Origin of the sequence: Saccharothrix sp. CCNWYY140 (genome assembly GCF_037401995.1) — a bacterium.
In the GTDB taxonomy this organism is placed as follows: Bacteria; Actinomycetota; Actinomycetes; order Mycobacteriales; family Pseudonocardiaceae; genus Actinosynnema.
Genome location: NZ_JBBEGC010000038.1, coordinates 1 through 15,222, shown reverse-complemented (window position 1 = coordinate 15,222; position 15,222 = coordinate 1). Strand labels below are relative to the sequence as shown.

The following is a 15,222-nucleotide window of genomic DNA, read 5'->3' as shown; positions in this document are numbered from 1 at the left end:
GGAGAGAAGGAAGATGGGTCACGTCACGTCCCAGGACGGCACGCGCATCGCCTACAGCAAGACCGGTTCCGGCCCGGCGCTGATCATCGTGGACGGAGCCCTGTGCCACCGCGCGTTCGGCCCGGCCGAGCAGCTCGCGCAGGCCCTGGCGCCGCACTTCACCGTCTACACCTACGACCGGCGCGGCCGGGGCGAGAGCGGGAACACCGCGCCCTACGACGTGGCCCGCGAGGTCGAGGACATCGCCGCGCTGATCGACGAAGCCGGTGGTCGGGCGCACCTGTTCGGCATGTCGTCCGGCGGCACGCTGGTGGCCGAGGCCGTGCACCGGGGCGTCCCGGTGGACAAGTACGCCATCTACGAGTCCCCGATGGTCGTGGACGGCACGCACGCCCCGATGCCCGCCGACTTCCCGGTCAAGGTCAAGCAGGCCGTGGACGAGGACCGGCGCGGCGACGCGGTGAAGCTGTTCATGGACTACGTGGGCACGCCGGGCATCGTCACGGCGATCATGCGGATCACGCCGCCGTGGAAGAAGCTCAAGGCCGTCGCGCACACCCTGCCGCACGACCTCCGCGTGGTCGGCGACTTGCAGAACGGCGAGCGCCCGGCGGCCGACCGGTGGTCCGGCGCGAAGGCGCCCGGCCTGGTGATCGCGGGCGGGAAGAGCCCGGAGTACATGCGCAACGCCCAGGCGGTGCTGGCCGAAACCCTGCCGGACGCGGAGTTGAAGGTGCTCGCCGGGCAGACGCACATGGTCAAGGCGAAGGTCACCGCTCCCGTGCTGGTGGACTTCTTCAACTGAACACCGAGATCCGCGTCCGGTGGTGGCGGGGCGACACGGCTTCGTCCACCACCGCGACCGCGAGATCCCGGTAGGACAAGGGACTCCCGGGCGCTTCCCCACCTCCGGTGCGGTAGCGCCCGGTGCGCGTGCCGTCGTCGCGCAGGACGGCCCGCACCGGTTCACCGAGCTGCGTGCCGCCCTGCCGCGCGGGACGGCTTCGCGCGGCGCACCGACCGCGGTGGGAATCCGCCTCACGTGGAATACGCGCTGACCCCGTTGGGCCGCAGCCTGCTCACTCTGGTCGACGCGGTCCGGGTGTGGGCGGAGCGGCACCTCGGCGAAGTCCTGGCGCACAGGGACAGCGCCGTGCCACGGCGTGGCACGGCGCTGTGAGCCCCCTCGGCGGAACCGCTACGACTTGCGCGCGACCGCGCCCGCGATGCAGTACGACACCGCGTCCAGCTCCTTGAGGCGCGGGCCGTCCGGCCACCAGTCGGCGCAGATCACCAGGCCCGGGTCCACCAGTTCCAGGCCGTTGAACATGCCCAGCAGCTCGTTGTGGGTGGCGAACTTGCCCGAGCCCATCGGCGAGTGGAGGAAGGTCTCCTCCATGCGCCGGGCGATCGCCGAGTGCTCCTCGGTGCCCGGGTCGAGGAAGTGGCTGATCGCCACGTACGAACCGGTCGGCAGGGCCTCGATGTACTCGGCCATGATCTCGGCCGGCGTGGGCGACTCGCCGTTGTAGTGGTGCAGCGTGCCCAGCTGGAACAGCGCCAGCGGCTGGTCGAAGTCGATGTGGCGGCGCACGACCTCGTCGTTGAGGATCTCCTGCGGCTTGAAGATGTCCGCCGCGGAGAAGTGGGTCTGGTCGTTCTCCTCCAGCAGCGCGCGGCCGTGGGCCAGCACCACCGGGTCGTTGTCGACGTAGACGACCCGCGAGTCGGGTTGGATGCGTTGCGCCACCTGGTGCGTGTTCTCGGCGGTCGGCAGGCCGGAGCCGCAGTCGAGGAACTGCGTGACACCGGTTTGGCTCGCGATGAACCTGGTCACCCGGATGAGGAAACCCCGGTTGTCCACGGCGAGCGTCTTGGCCTCGGGCGCTACCCGCTCGACCCGGCGCAACACTTCCCGGTCGATCTCGTAGTTGTCCTTGCCGTCGAGGAAGGCGTCGTAGACCCTGGCGATGCTGGCCTTGCTCGTGTCGATGTAGGTGGGGATGGCGGTGTCCGAAGACGTGCCCGGCATTGGTGACCTCGCATGAGTGATTCAAGGGGGCGGCGGTTGTGCACCGCGTCACAGTCCACTGAGCGTAAGGATATGGGCCCAATGCGTGAGTGAGCGGTGTACGGCGGATGGTGGAAGATCGTGGGTGTACGTTCGGTGACGATGCGATTTCCGCCCTCTCGACCGCAACCGCTGTTCGGGTGGAGGGGGTTCGCACGAGTGAGCGCGGTCGGGAGGACCAGGTATGCGCACCGGTGACTCCGAGAACCCGGCGACCGAGCGGGAGAGCGGTCCCACCGCCCTGCGGATCGTGCTTGGTTCCCAGCTCCGGAGGCTGCGCGAGGCCGCCGAGATCACGCGGGCGGACGCCGGCTACGCGATCCGCGGCTCGGAGTCGAAGATCAGCCGGATGGAGCTGGGCCGGGTCGGCCTGAAGGAGCGCGACGTCGCCGACCTGCTGACCATGTACGGCATGACCGACGTGGACGCGCGGGACAAGTTCCTCGCGATGGTCCGCCGGTCCAACGAGCCCGGCTGGTGGCACCGGTACAACGACCTCATGCCGGACTGGTTCCAGGACTACGTGGGCCTGGAGGAGGCGGCGACCCGCATCCTGACCTACGAGACGCACTACGTCCCGGGTCTGCTCCAGACCGAGGACTACGCGATGGCGATCGCCAGCAACGGCCGTCCGGACCTGGCCGGGCCCGAGGTCCGGCGGCGCGTGGCGTTGCGCATGCAGCGGCAGAAGATCATGTTCCGGCCGAGTGCCCCGCGGCTGTGGGCGGTGATCGACGAATCGGTGCTGCACCGCCCCATCGGCGGGCGGGATGTCCTGCTCGCCCAGATCGAGCACTTGCTCTCCGTGACCAAGGATTCGTCCATCACCCTCCAGATCGTTCCCTTCGCGCTGAGCGGCTACGCAGCGGAAGGACCGTTCACGATGCTCCGCTTCGGTGAGCCCGATCTGCCGGACATCGTGTACCTGGAACACCTGTCCGGTGCCCTCTACCTGGACAAACTCGAAGAGCTGGAGATCTACAGCCGTCGTTTCGACCGCCTGACGGTCGACGCGGAGACCCCGGATCGAAGCCGACAGATGCTCATGAAGTTCCGAGCGGCGCTGTAGCGACTCGTCCGACCGGGCGAGATTCGCCCTCTGCATCTGCACGTGCATTTACCCGTGCTTCACGCAGTGCTACCGTCCGTGCACAGTCAAATGCACGTGCAGATGCACTCCGTCGTCGTTGGGTAGGTGATGTCGATGGCCGGCAAGGCTCACAACGGCATGTCCGCTGCGGCTTTGCGGGACGTGACCTGGCGGAAGAGCGCCCGCAGTGGCCAGTACGGCAACTGCGTCGAAGTAGCGGTGTTGGACGGCGGCGACGTCGCGGTCCGCAACTCCCGGTTCCCGGACGGTCCCGCGCTGGTCTACACCAGGGCGGAGATGGCGGCCTTCGTGGCCGGTGCCAGGGACGGGGAGTTCGATGACCTCGTCGACTGACGCCCGCACCACGCTCCAACTGCGTCAGCTGATCGCGCGCGGTTTCCAGTTCCTCCACCCGCGCGACGCGAGGGGGGAACTGGCCGCCGTCGTCGGGGTTCGTGCGCACGACGCCGTCATCGACGTCGTCCGGCTGCACACCGAGGACGACGCGGTGGCCATGAGGATGCCCGCGGATGAGGTGAACGTCCTGGCACCGTCCCGGTTCTCCTGGCGCAGGCGCGGTCCGGCGTCGAGCGTGCTCGAAGAGCTGCTCGAACTGCCCGACGACCGGATCGCCTGACACTGGCTCCCCGTTCGCGCCGAACGGGACAGGGGCGGCACGTCGCCCCTCCTCGACGAACCTGACCTGGAGACGCAGCGGGAACCGGCTCCGCGCCCTTGTCGGTTCCGTGACGCTCGAAGCGGAACTCCGTGTTCGTCACGCCGGCGCGGAGGTCGGCGCCCACTCGGCCTCCGCGCCAGCCTTTACTACTCCTCAGACATACCCCGCAGGACGACCTCCAGGCCACGCTGGAACCCGTCGTCCACCGACCGCGCGGCCCGCGCGGTCTCGGCCAGCAGCGGGAACTCCGCGTTCGCCGCCATCGCGGCGGTCCCGGTCCCGGTCAGCGGCCCCAGGTGCTCCAACTGCACCGCGCCGATGAGGTAGCTCAGCAGGGCGCGCAACGCGACCACCCGGCGCGCGCCGGTGAAACCATTGGCCGCCAACACTTCCAGCACCGACTCCGACCAGCGCCCGAGCGCGGGCGAGCGGTGGCGGTGGGTCATCGTCAGCACGATCGCGTGGGGGTGGGCGGCGACCGCGTCCCGCACCCGCCGCACCAGCACGGCGATCTGCTCCCGCCACGGCGCTTCCGGCGGCTGCGTGTCCACTGTGGACAGGATGAGGTCGACGACGAGCGCTTCCAGCTCGGTCTTCTCCCGCACGTACCGGTAGAGCGACATCGTGCCCATGCCCAGTTCCGTCGCGACCGCGCGCATGGACAGGGCGGGCAGGCCGTCGCGGTCCACCACGGCGAGCGCGGCGGCGGCGAGGGCTTCCGGGGTCAGGGACTTGGGTCGTGGCATGGCGCTTGACAGCGTACGACATACGCTCATAACGTCGTAGGCGTACACCGCACGCTTAACGAGGGGAGTCGTCGTGCTCACGACGCACGAGTGGACAGCCGTCATGGGGCAACCGGTGCGGGTGCCCGACCCCGACCGGTTGGTGCACCTCCAGTTCCGCCGGTTCGCCGGCTGCCCGGTGTGCAACCTCCACCTGAGGTCGATCGTCACCCGCCACGACGAGATCGCGGCCCGGGGCATCACCGAGGTGGTCGTCTTCCACTCGACCGCCGAGGAACTCCGGCCGCACGTGGAGGACTTCCCGTTCGCCGTGATCGCCGACCCGGACAAGCGGCTGTACGTGGAATTCGGTGTCGAGGCAAAACCGCGGGCACTGCTCGACCCGCGCGCATGGGGTGCGATCGTGCGGGGAATTGCTCGGGACTTGGGTCCGTTGTTGCGCGGACGACGTCCATTGCCCACCCCGTCCGGTGGGCGGTTGGGATTGCCCGCCGATTTCCTGATCGCGCCGGACGGCCGGATCGTGGCGGAGAAGCGCGGTGTGCACGCTTACGACCAATGGACCGTGGACGAATTGTTGGCCGCCGCCGCATAGCGCGCGGTCCGAGGTTGTCCACAGGTTTGTCCACAGCTGTGGATCGGTCGAACACGTGTTCGAGCAGCGGCCCGAGGTGGGGTGACACCTCGGGCCGGTGTGCTGTCAGGCGCTCACGCTCAGGCTGTAGCCCGCGAAGCCGGACTGGCAGTGGTAGGAGCCCCACACGCCGCCCGTCGTGCCGTTGTCACCCGCGGAAGTGCAGGTCGCGAGCGTGCTGAACGTGTTGAGGTACACGTTGCTGAACGACGCGCCGGTGGCGTCCACCGACAGGCTGTAGCCGGCGAACCCGCTGCGGCACCCGTAGCCGGAGAACACCCCGCCGGCCACGCCGTTGTCCCCCGTGGTCGTGCAGTGCGCGTTCGAACCCGTGTACAGGTAGACCGAGCTCTGCGGGGTGGCCTGCGCGGACCCTGCGGTGAGGGCCAGCGTGGCTGCGGCGCCGGCGGCGGCCGTGGTGAGAACGCGCGTGAACTTGTTCATGTCGATGTCTCCACAATGTCGGATTCGACTACCCCCGGTGCCATGTGCCGGCACCGGAACCGACATTAACAGCGTGTTACCGGGAAATCTCTCGGCATTTTTCCCGAGTGTGAACAGCCTCCTTCGGGCGTCCGGCCACCGGCGGGTAACCGCGCTGGTCGGCGCGGTTACCCGATCGATCCGGTGAGCTGGGACACGATGTCGTGGAACCGCATTTGAGCGGGTGCCGTCGGAGTACCCGGAAATGGCGTTCGACGGCATGTCTTGATCTTGTCGCAGTACCCGTCGCGGGACGGGCCTACAACCACACCCGGAACCGGGCGTTGTACGTGGTCGGAGCCGCCGGCGCGACGATGTTGTGCGTGCGCGTCCCGCCGTCGGACCAGCTGTGCCAGCGGTAGTTCATGCGCAGCTCACCGAGGATTTGCGGGCTGGGCGCGCTGACCGAGTTCACCGAGCCGACGATCACCGTGCGGGTGAACGGGGCCCGCTGCGTGGTGCTGCCCACCGTGAGCTGCGCGCCCGACGGGGTGGAGGTGAAGGTCAGCACCACCGTGCGCGGGTCCAGGCGGACCTTGGTGGCGCCGGTCCGGCCGCCCGAGTCGGTCGCGGTCAAGGTCAGCTCCAGGTAGGACGGGTACTCGTGGTCCGGCGCGGTGAACGAGCCGCCGAACCCCGTCGACTCCTGCACCACGTGCTCGTGGCACGTCCCGCCGGTCGCGCAGTGCTGGAGGCTCAGCTTCCAGCGCAGGCTCCCGCCGCCGAGCGTGCCGTCCTGCGGATCGGCGGCCCGGCCGGTGAAGGTCACCGCGTCGCCGACCGCCCACCGCAGCGACGACGTCGGCGAGTCGATCACCGGGACCGGGTCCTGCCCGCTCACGGTGACGGTGACCGACGTCGTGGCGTACGCGCCGCGGGAGTCGGTGACCTTGAGGCCGACCACGGTGGTGCCGCTGTAGATCCGGGTCGAGGTGGCGGAGATGGCGTCGTCGTAGGCGTTGTCGCCGTCGAGGTCCCACGCGTAGGTCAGCGGGTCGCCGTCCGGGTCGCTGGACGACCGGCCGTCGAGCTGCACCGACAGCGGCGCGGGACCCGAGGACGGGGTCGCCTTCGCCACGGCGGTCGGCGCGCGGTTGCCGCCGGTCGGGTAGCCGACCCGGCGCAGCTGGCCCGCGCCGAGCGAGACGTAGAACAGGTCGCCGCCCGGACCGGTGAGCAGCTGCACCGGCAGGTCCACCCCGGTCACGAAGGGCACGACCTTGGCCGGGTCCGGCACGCCGTTCGTCGTCTTCATCGCCCACACGCAGCCCCGCGCGCTGTCGGCGAAGAACAACGCCCCGTCGTACTCGGCGGGGTAGTTCCCGCTGCCCGCGAAGGCGATGCCGCCGACGGAGGACCCGCCGGTCGGGCACGGGTCGGTCGGGACGACCTTCGCCGAGTGGTGGTAGGCGTAGAACGGCGCGGTCTGGCCGGTGGTGTAGAGCGATTCGCACATCGCCAGGTCGGAGCTGTCGTACCCCGGCTGCCGCCCGAAGCCCTCGAAGCACGGCCAGCCGAAGTTCTCCACCACGGCGTCGTCGGGGTCGAGGATCCGGTTGACCTCCTCCCAGTCGCCCCAGCCGACGTCGCCGACCCACAGCTCCTCGGTGCCGGGCCGGAAGGCGAAGCGGAACTGGTTGCGCAGGCCGTACGCGATGATCCGGCGGGCGTTCGGGTCCGCGTGGGCGGCCAGCGGGTTGCCGGGCAGGGCCGCGCCGGTGTCCGAGTCGACGCGGACGACGGCCCCGCTGAGCGTCACCGGTTCGCCGGCCGGTCGGCGCGGGGACTGCGCGCGCAGCGCGCCACCGCGGGCGGTGGGGGAGGTCAGGTCGGTGCCGGCCGCGCCGGGCGGGTCGGCGCACGGGTTGCCGACCTGGCCGTGGTCGGCGAAGTGGAAGCTGGCCCCGTCCCCGCCGCCGACGTAGAGCGCGCCGTCGGGGCCGAAGGCCACCGTGCCGATCGAGTGGCTCGGGTACTGCTGGCACCAGTCGGTGACCAGCGGTTTCTCCTCGACCGACACGCCTGCCGAGCCCATCGCCAGGCGCGAGACGCGACCGGTGACGACGCAGCCGCGGTCGGTCGCGCCGGGCGGGTTCGGGCAGGTGTCGCCCCAGCGCGGGGCGGTGCCGCCGGGTTCGGCGTCACGGGTGTAGGCGACGTAGACGTACGGGCGGGTCGGGTAACCGGGGTCGACGGCGAGGCCGAGCAGGCCCCGGTCCCAGAAGTCGTGGGTCTGCGGGCGGAGGTCCGCGAACACGGTGGGGGACGGGTCGGCGAGCGAGTCGAAGACCTTGACCAGGCCGCTCTTCTCGGCGACGAACACGGTCCCGTCGGGGGCGAACGCTGCGGCGGTCGGGTCGGTGAGGCCCCCGATCGCGAGGGTGTCGGTGAAGCCGTCGGGGACGGCGGCGGCGCGGGCGGGCGGGGTGAGGGCGACCAGGCAGGCGGCACCGGTGGCGAGGACGAGCGCGGCGGCGGTGCGTCTGAGTCGGAGTGGGTGCATCAGTGGACCCCTTCGTAACTCGACTGAGTGGGCTCGAAAGGGTCACACGTCGGATGATCGACCACTTGGAGTTCAGCGGGTGTCGCCCGTTCACCCGGTCGGTCACACCGTTCGGAGCAGTTCAGTGGTGCTCAGAGTTGGATCGTGGTGACACTGGACCTGGAGATTGGTCTGGACCTTCGTCCCCGCCCTGCGACCGGGGCCGCGAGTCCACCCCTGCGAGAGGACTGGCACATGCGCGGCACGACCGTGTTACCCGGAACGCCCTGCGAGGTCCGGAACGGCGGCGAACTGCCCATGCACCGGCTGGAGGTGCCGGTGCTCAACGCGCTGCCCTTCGCCATCGGCACCTTCGACGCCATCGGACCGATGGCCCGCGCGGACTTCCCGCACCGCCACACCTTCCACGAGATCGTCTACGTCACCGGCGGCACCGGCACGCACGTCGTCGACCTGGCCCGGTGGGAACTGCGCCCGCCCCACCTGTGCGTGATCGCGCCCGGCCAGGTGCACCACTGGGACGCCGAGGACCTGACCGGCTACGTCGTGCTGTTCACCGACGACTTCCTGCTCGACCACCCCGGCGACCGCGAACTGCTGCGCCGGCTGTCCGAACGGCCCTGGCTCACCCTCGACGGCCCCACCCACGCCCGGCTCGGCCGGCTCGTCGCCGAACTGGACGAGGAGTACCGGGCCGGCGCGCGCGGCGTCGAGTCCGTGCTGCGGGCGTTGCTGCACGTCCTGGTGGTGCGCGCGGCGCGGCTGCCGCAGACCGCCTCCGCCGTGCCACCCGCCCGGCCCGGCGCGGTAGCCGAGGAGTTCGCCCGCCTCGCGGCCCGACCCGACCTCGGCCTGTGGTCGGTGAGCGCCTACGCCGAGCGGATCGGCGTCACCCCCGGCTACCTCACCGAGGCGGTCAAGGCCGCCACCGGCCGCACACCCTCGCAACTGGTGCGCGAAGCCCGCGCCGGCGAGGCGAAACGGCTGCTGGCCCGGACGGACCTGACCGTCCGGCAGGTCGCCGGCCGCGTCGGCTTCGGCGACGCCGCCTACTTCTGCCGGTTCTTCCGCCGCGAGACCGGCGTCAGCCCGGGGGACTTCCGCCGCAGCGGCGACGTCCGCGCGGTGCGGCGTTCACAGTGATGACCGCCCACGGGATTCACCACGACCAACCGGTCCAGTCCATCGTCCGCGGTCTCGCGCCTCCATAGGTTCGGTATCAATTCCCGAGCCATCCCCACGAGGAGCAGGCATGGACACGCCTATGGACGGCGACCGCCCGATCGAGGGCGCCCTCCAGGACGAGAACGACTCCCGCCGCATCAGCCGCCGACCCGTGCTGCGCGCGGCCATCGCCGCCGGCGTCGCGGTGCCCGCCGCGCTGATGGGCGTGCCCGCGCTGGCCCGCACCATTCCCGGCACCGGCGGCACGCTGGAGCTGACCCCGGAGTGCGACGACGGCGACGACCCGACCCCGCCGCAGACCGAGGGCCCCTACTTCAAGCCCAACTCGCCGCGCCGCACGTCGCTGGTCGACGCGGGCACCGTCGGCACCCGCCTGACCGTCAGCGGGTACGTCTTCGGCCTGGCCTGCGTGCCGATCGCCAACGCCCTGCTGGACTTCTGGCAGTGCGACAACAACGGCGTCTACGACAACACGGGCTTCCGGTTCCGCGGTCACCAGTTCACCGGCGCGGACGGCAAGTTCACGTTGCAGACCATCGTCCCGGGCCTGTACCCGGGGCGGACGCGGCACATCCACGTGAAGGTCCAGGCGCCCGGCCGCCCGGTCCTCACCACCCAGCTGTACTTCCCGAACGAGCCCCGCAACAACACGGACACGATCTTCGACCCGCGCCTGCTGATGACCGTGCGCAACGTCGGGACCGGCCGCGAGGGGCTGTACGACTTCGTCCTGAACGTGCCCCAGACCACCACGTCCCCCACCGGTCCGACCACGACCACCACCACGCCGCCGGGCGGCACGACGTGGACGATCGGCACCACCTACAGCACCGGCACGAGCGTCACCTACGCCGGCGCCCGGTACACGTGCCTCCAGACCCACACCGCCCAGCCCGGCTGGGAACCGCCGAGCACGCCCGCCCTCTGGCGCGCGGGCTGAGGCCGTTCCCGAGAATTGCGGACAGGCACGGGCCGAAGGTCCCTGGACATCCGGGGACCTTCGGTGTACCACCCGGACTGTCCACACTGGACTCTTCGGGCGGTGATCCTCCTTGACGCGTAACGGCTGCGTCGTTCCTCCGATGCACAGCGCAGACATTGGTTCGAGCGTCAGGGGTCGTCGTGGTCGAGAGAGCGTTAGGCCGGCACCGCATCCTCACGGGAGTGCTCGGCGCCCTCCTGTTGTTCATCACCGCGGCGTGCGGGTCGACTCCCCGAGCCGCCAACGCCGACCTGCGCACCACCACGACGACCACGCCGACCACGACAACAACAACCACTACAACACCAACCACCACCACAACAACGACGACCACGACCACCGTCGCACCGCCGCCGCCACCAGCACCGCCCGTCCAGCCGCGGGTAACCCAGCAGCCCGCACCCGTCCGGACCACCGAAGAGGCCCCGCCCCCGCCCCCGCCGCCGGCGGCCCCCGCGTGCGACCCCAACTACGACGGTTGCGTGCCGATCGCCAGCGATGTCGACTGCGCCGGCGGCAGCGGCAACGGTCCCGCCTACGTGAGCGGTCCCATCCGCGTGATCGGCAACGACATCTACGGGCTCGACAGCGACAAGGACGGCATCGCCTGCGAGTGAGGCCCGGCAGAATCGGCGCATGCGGTTCGGCATCCTCGGTCCACTCGAAGTGCGCACGGACACCGGTGAGGTGGTCCCGGTCGGCGGGCCGAAGCCGCGGGCGTTGCTGACCGCGTTGCTGCTCGACGCTGGCCGGGTGGTCACCTTCGACGGTGGCGCGAACGCCGTGCAGGCCAGGGTGTCGCGGTTGCGGCGGGGATTGCCGGACGGGCTGATCGAGTTCACCGGCGGCGGGTACCGGATCGCGGTGGACCCCGACGACGTCGACGCGCACCGGTTCGACCGGCTGGCCCGGGAAGGCCGCCGGCTGGTCGGGGCCGGTGCGCACTACGCCGCTGTTGCTGTGCTGAGGGAAGCGCTCGCGTTGTGGCGGGGACCCGCGCTGGTGGACCTGCCGGAGGCGGAAGCGCAGGTCGCGCGGTTGGAGGAGACCCGGCTGTCGGCCGTGGAAGACCTGGTCGAGGCCGAGTTGGCGACCACGGGCACGTCGGTCGGCCGGCTGCGGGAGCTGGTCGCCGCCCACCCGTTCCGGGAACGGCTGCGGGGCCAGCTGATGCGGGCGTTGCACGACGACGGGCGCACGGCCGAGGCGTTGGCGCAGTTCGATGAGGTCCGCCGGCTGCTGCGGGACGAGCTGGGCGTCGACCCGTCCGACGAGCTGTCCGCGGTGCACCTGGCGCTGCTGCGCGCCGAACGGCCACCGGCCCGGCGCGGGCTGGGCGTGGCGCTCACCCGGATCATCGGGCGGGACGACGAGCTGGCCCGGCTGGCGCGTCCCGAGCGGCTGGCCACGATCACCGGTCCGGGCGGGATCGGCAAGACGCGGCTCGCGGTCGAGGCCGGCGGGCGGTGGGGGCGGGACGTGTGCTTCGTGGACCTGTCTTCGCTGGTCGACGGCGTGCAGGTGCCGCACGCCGTGCTCGGTGCGCTCGGCGTGCGCGAGCCGGGGTTCGCGCGTGCCGACCCGGTGGACCGGCTGGTCGCCGAGCTGCGCGACCAGGACACCGTGCTGCTGCTGGACAACTGCGAGCAGGTGCTGGACGCGGTCGCGGACCTGGTCCGTCGGCTGCTCTCGGCGTGCCCGCGGCTGTCCGTGCTGGCCACCAGCCGCGAACCGCTGGGGTTGACCGGTGAGGTGCTGGTGCCGCTGGAGCCGTTGGCCGACGAGCAGGCCTCGGCGCTGTTCACCGAACGAGCCGTTGCCGTCCGGCCTGGGTTCACCGCAGGTCCGGAGGTGGCGGAGGTGTGCCGGCTGTTGGACGGGCTGCCGCTGGCGATCGAGCTGGCGGCGGTGCGGCTGCGCCAGTTCGACCTGCCCGAGCTGACTGTCCGGCTGCGCGAGCAGGACCATTTCCGGCTGCTGTCGCGGGGGGATCGAACCGCCGCCGAGCGGCACCGGACGCTGCGGGCGGTCGTGGCGTGGAGTTGGCACTTGCTGCGGCCGGAGGAGCAGGAGTTGGCGCGGCGGTTCGCCGTGTTTTCCGGTGGTGCGACGGGGGACGCGGTGGTGGCGGTGTGCGGGTCGGAGGATGCCTTGGCCGACCTGGTGGATCGGTCGTTGATGCGGGTGCGTGGCGGGCGTTATCGGATGCTCGACACGATCTTGTTGTACTGCAAGGAAGAGCTGGTTGAGTCGGGCGAGGAGGTGGCGTTTCGGCAGGCCCATGCCCGGTACTTCCTCGACCTGGTCACCCGCGCCGATCCGCACCTGCGGCGGGCCGAGCAGCTGGACTGGCTGGCGGTGCTGTCCGCCGAGCACGACAACCTGGTGGCGGCACTGCACTGGTCCGCCCGTCATGACCGGCCGACCGCGCTGCGGCTGCTGACTGCGGCGGCGGCGTACTGGTGGCTGAGCGGGCGGCGGGACGAGGTGGCAGAGGTCGCGGCCGAGCTGCTCGACGCCGGGTCCGATGGTTCCGATGGTGTCGACGGGTTCGACGGGTTCGCCGAGGAGTACGTCAGCTGTGTCGTGCACGCCGGGGGGCGGGCGACGGACGCGCAGCGGACGCGGGCGGTGGAGGTGTTGCGGTCGCTGGACCGGCCGTTGCGGCACCCGTTCGGCGCGGCGGTGTGGGCGATGGCGCATGGCCCCGGTCCGCGCTTGCCCGTGCTGCTGCTGCGTGGCGATCCGTGGAACACAGCCCTGGAACGGCTCGGTGACGCGTTGATCCAGCTGGTCGACGGGCACCCGGCGGCGGGTGAGCGGTCGCTAGAGGACGTACTGGCGCGGTTCCGGCGGTTGGGCGAGCGCTGGGGCACCTCGCAGGCGCTGGACTGGCTGGCGTTCGCGGCGGGCCGGCGTGGTGACTGGGCGCGGGCGCACGAGCTGTGGGAGCAGGCGCTGGCGCTGTTGACCGAGCTGGGAGCGCGGCTGGAGCTGGTGGACGTGCTGTGCCGGCGGGCGGAGTGCTTGGTGCGCCAAGGGGAGTGGGCGGCGGCCGAGGCGGACTACCGGCGGGCCGCTGAGCTCAGCGCCCGAACCGACGCGCCTCCGGTCGACCTCGGGTTGGCGAGGTTGGCCCGGCTGCGCGGTGATCGGGCGGAAGCGTCCCGGCTGCTGGAGCGGGTGCGGGCGGCGTTGGGCGCCGGTGACCCGATTGCCGCGCTGCTGCGCACCGAGATCGCCACGGAGTCCGCGCGGCTGGCGGGCGATGCGGTCGAGCTGCACCGGGTGGCACTGGACAACCCGATGGCCGGTGCCGTCGCTGACGCGCTCGAAGGCCTTGCCGGTGCGGTGGAGAGGGAGCGGGCTGCGTTTCTGCTGGGTACGGCCGTGGCGCTGCGGGGTGCGGCGGTGGTCGGGGATCCGGATGTGGCCGGGGTGGTGGAGCGTGTGCGGGGCGTGGTCGGGTCGGAGGCCTTTGCCGAGGCGTATGCGCGCGGGGCTGGGCAGTCCCGGGAGCAGGCGCTGACGGTGGTGCGGGAGGAGTTGTCAGCGGACCGGCGGTGACCTGTCAGCGCCGGTCGGCAGGGTCGTCTTCATGAAGAACGTGCTCATCTCCGGCGCCGGCATCGCGGGTCCGGCCCTCGCCCACTGGCTCACCCTGGCCGGATGCAGTGTCACCGTCGTGGAACGCGCCCCTGCCGTGCGACCGGGCGGCCAGGCCGTCGACTTCAAGGGCGAGGCGCACCTGAAGGTGTTGGAGCGCATGGGGATCCTGGAGGAAGTCCAGCGCCTCCAGACCGGCGGCACCGACCAAACGATCATCGACGCCGAGGGCCGTGCCCTGGCCACCATCCCCGGCGAGTTCACCGGCGGCACGGTCGAGATCGGGCGCGGCGAGCTGGCGTCCTTGCTGTACGAGTACACCGCCGACCGTGCCGAGTACATCTTCGGCGACACGATCACCTCGCTGACCCAGACCGAGGACGGCGTCCACACCACCTTCCAGCATGCTCCACCGCGCACGTTCGACCTGGTCGTCGGCGCGGACGGCATCCACTCCGCTGTGCGGCGGTTGGCGTTCGGTCCGGAGAAGGACTTCGTGCAGTTCCTGGGGCATTACTACGCCTTGGCGGACGTAGAGTTCGACGGCGATGCGGTGATGTACAACGAGCCTGGGCGGATGGTGGCTGTGGGGGGACCGAAGTCGCCTGCCTTCTTCGTGTTCGCCTCGGAGGAGGTGGAGTACGACCGGTACGACGTTGAGGAGCAGAAGCGGATCGTCGCCGGTGCTTACCGGGGCGGCGGGTGGCGCATTCCCGAGCTGATGGACCGCTTGCCCCAGACGGAGAACCTGTTCCTGGACACGATCAGCCGGGTTCAGATGCCTACGTATTCGCAGGGTCGGGTGGTGTTGCTGGGGGATTCGGCGTATGGCAACACGCTGGGTGGGTTCGGCAGTGGATTCGCTGTGGTGGGTGCGTACGTGCTGGCGGGCGAGCTGGTTGCGGCCGGTGGGGACCACGGGGTGGCGTTCGCTCGGTACGAGTCGCTGTTTCGCGGTTATACGAAGGTCGCGCGGAAGGCCAACGCGGGACCGTTCCTGGCACCGCCGACTCGGAGGCGGATGGCAATGCGCAACTGGATGTTCCGGTCGCCGTTGATGCTGAAGTTCATCCTCAAGTCCACGGACTGGTTCGCCACGAGCATCGACCTACCTGACTACTCCTTTACCACCGCCCGCCCTTGACCAGCACGAACGCAGGGCGACGGCTGCTACGCGCCGAAGGCGCGAGCCGAAGCGGCTAGCGCCCACGGGAAGGGCCTCGGTTTCTTTCCCCGTCCGGCC

The 15,222-nt window shown here is 70.8% G+C and carries 15 protein-coding genes and 1 pseudogene; 11 read left to right on the top strand and 5 right to left on the bottom strand.

Annotated features, from left to right (window positions below):
* Positions 1 to 13: 13 nt before the first annotated feature.
* Positions 14 to 805 carry an alpha/beta fold hydrolase gene (locus WBN91_RS18700; protein WP_337723713.1) on the top strand — a complete coding sequence of 264 codons (792 nt, stop codon included), beginning with the start codon at positions 14 to 16 and terminating at the stop codon, positions 803 to 805.
* Here the strand turns inward: WBN91_RS18700 and WBN91_RS18695 are convergent.
* Positions 798 to 962, bottom strand: coding sequence for a hypothetical protein (locus tag WBN91_RS18695; RefSeq protein WP_337723712.1), 165 nt, complete (start codon positions 960 to 962; stop codon positions 798 to 800). The two genes, WBN91_RS18700 and WBN91_RS18695, sit on opposite strands and share 8 nt — an antisense overlap.
* Before the next feature lie 44 nt (positions 963 to 1,006).
* Between WBN91_RS18695 and WBN91_RS18690 the strand changes: the two are divergent.
* Positions 1,007 to 1,180 (top strand): annotated as a pseudogene (locus WBN91_RS18690) (winged helix-turn-helix transcriptional regulator); the annotation flags it as partial.
* Positions 1,181 to 1,198: 18 nt separating this feature from the next.
* On the opposite strand, the gene WBN91_RS18685 reads toward WBN91_RS18690, so the two are convergent.
* Positions 1,199 to 2,032, bottom strand: coding sequence for an SAM-dependent methyltransferase (locus WBN91_RS18685; protein ID WP_337723710.1), 834 nt, complete (start codon positions 2,030 to 2,032; stop codon positions 1,199 to 1,201).
* A 223-nt stretch (positions 2,033 to 2,255) separates the two neighbouring features.
* Between WBN91_RS18685 and WBN91_RS18680 the strand changes: the two genes are divergently transcribed.
* The 3 genes from WBN91_RS18680 (at position 2,256) to WBN91_RS18670 (ending at position 3,798) form a co-directional block, all read left to right on the top strand.
* A complete protein-coding gene (locus tag WBN91_RS18680; RefSeq protein WP_337723709.1) occupies positions 2,256 to 3,140 on the top strand; it encodes a helix-turn-helix domain-containing protein in 885 nt (294 codons plus the stop codon).
* 135 nt (positions 3,141 to 3,275) lie between these two features.
* Positions 3,276 to 3,515, top strand: a complete 240-nt coding sequence (locus WBN91_RS18675) for a DUF397 domain-containing protein (protein ID WP_337723708.1) — start codon at positions 3,276 to 3,278, stop codon at positions 3,513 to 3,515.
* Positions 3,499 to 3,798, top strand: a complete 300-nt coding sequence (locus WBN91_RS18670) for a hypothetical protein (protein WP_121223323.1) — start codon at positions 3,499 to 3,501, stop codon at positions 3,796 to 3,798. The genes WBN91_RS18675 and WBN91_RS18670 overlap by 17 nt, the downstream gene beginning before the upstream one ends.
* A gap of 188 nt (positions 3,799 to 3,986) precedes the next feature.
* Here the strand turns inward: WBN91_RS18670 and WBN91_RS18665 are convergent, their stop codons facing one another.
* Entirely contained in the window at positions 3,987 to 4,586 is a 600-nt protein-coding gene (locus tag WBN91_RS18665) for a TetR/AcrR family transcriptional regulator C-terminal domain-containing protein (RefSeq protein WP_337723707.1), read from the bottom strand.
* 73 nt (positions 4,587 to 4,659) lie between these two features.
* Between WBN91_RS18665 and WBN91_RS18660 the strand changes: the two genes are divergently transcribed.
* Positions 4,660 to 5,181 carry a peroxiredoxin-like family protein gene (locus tag WBN91_RS18660; protein WP_337723706.1) on the top strand — a complete coding sequence of 174 codons (522 nt, stop codon included), beginning with the start codon at positions 4,660 to 4,662 and terminating at the stop codon, positions 5,179 to 5,181.
* Positions 5,182 to 5,286: 105 nt separating this feature from the next.
* Here the strand turns inward: WBN91_RS18660 and WBN91_RS18655 are convergent, their stop codons facing one another.
* A complete protein-coding gene (locus tag WBN91_RS18655) occupies positions 5,287 to 5,664 on the bottom strand; it encodes a hypothetical protein (protein ID WP_337723705.1) in 378 nt (125 codons plus the stop codon).
* 298 nt (positions 5,665 to 5,962) lie between these two features.
* Entirely contained in the window at positions 5,963 to 8,206 is a 2,244-nt protein-coding gene (locus WBN91_RS18650; RefSeq protein ID WP_337723704.1) for a PQQ-dependent sugar dehydrogenase, read from the bottom strand.
* A 234-nt stretch (positions 8,207 to 8,440) separates the two neighbouring features.
* Here WBN91_RS18650 and WBN91_RS18645 point away from each other — a divergent pair, with 234 nt between their 5' ends.
* The 5 genes from WBN91_RS18645 (at position 8,441) to WBN91_RS18625 (ending at position 15,123) form a co-directional block, all read left to right on the top strand.
* Positions 8,441 to 9,349 carry a helix-turn-helix domain-containing protein gene (locus WBN91_RS18645; RefSeq protein ID WP_337723703.1) on the top strand — a complete coding sequence of 303 codons (909 nt, stop codon included), beginning with the start codon at positions 8,441 to 8,443 and terminating at the stop codon, positions 9,347 to 9,349.
* A gap of 121 nt (positions 9,350 to 9,470) precedes the next feature.
* A complete protein-coding gene (locus tag WBN91_RS18640; protein ID WP_443217747.1) occupies positions 9,471 to 10,331 on the top strand; it encodes a dioxygenase family protein in 861 nt (286 codons plus the stop codon).
* A gap of 224 nt (positions 10,332 to 10,555) precedes the next feature.
* Entirely contained in the window at positions 10,556 to 10,990 is a 435-nt protein-coding gene (locus WBN91_RS18635) for a hypothetical protein (RefSeq protein ID WP_337723701.1), read from the top strand.
* A 19-nt stretch (positions 10,991 to 11,009) separates the two neighbouring features.
* Positions 11,010 to 13,940, top strand: coding sequence for an ATP-binding protein (locus tag WBN91_RS18630; RefSeq protein WP_337723700.1), 2,931 nt, complete (start codon positions 11,010 to 11,012; stop codon positions 13,938 to 13,940).
* A gap of 31 nt (positions 13,941 to 13,971) precedes the next feature.
* The gene (locus WBN91_RS18625; protein WP_337723699.1) at positions 13,972 to 15,123 is read left to right on the top strand and encodes an FAD-dependent monooxygenase; all 1,152 of its coding nucleotides are present in this window, start codon (positions 13,972 to 13,974) and stop codon (positions 15,121 to 15,123) included.
* Positions 15,124 to 15,222: the final 99 nt, after the last annotated feature.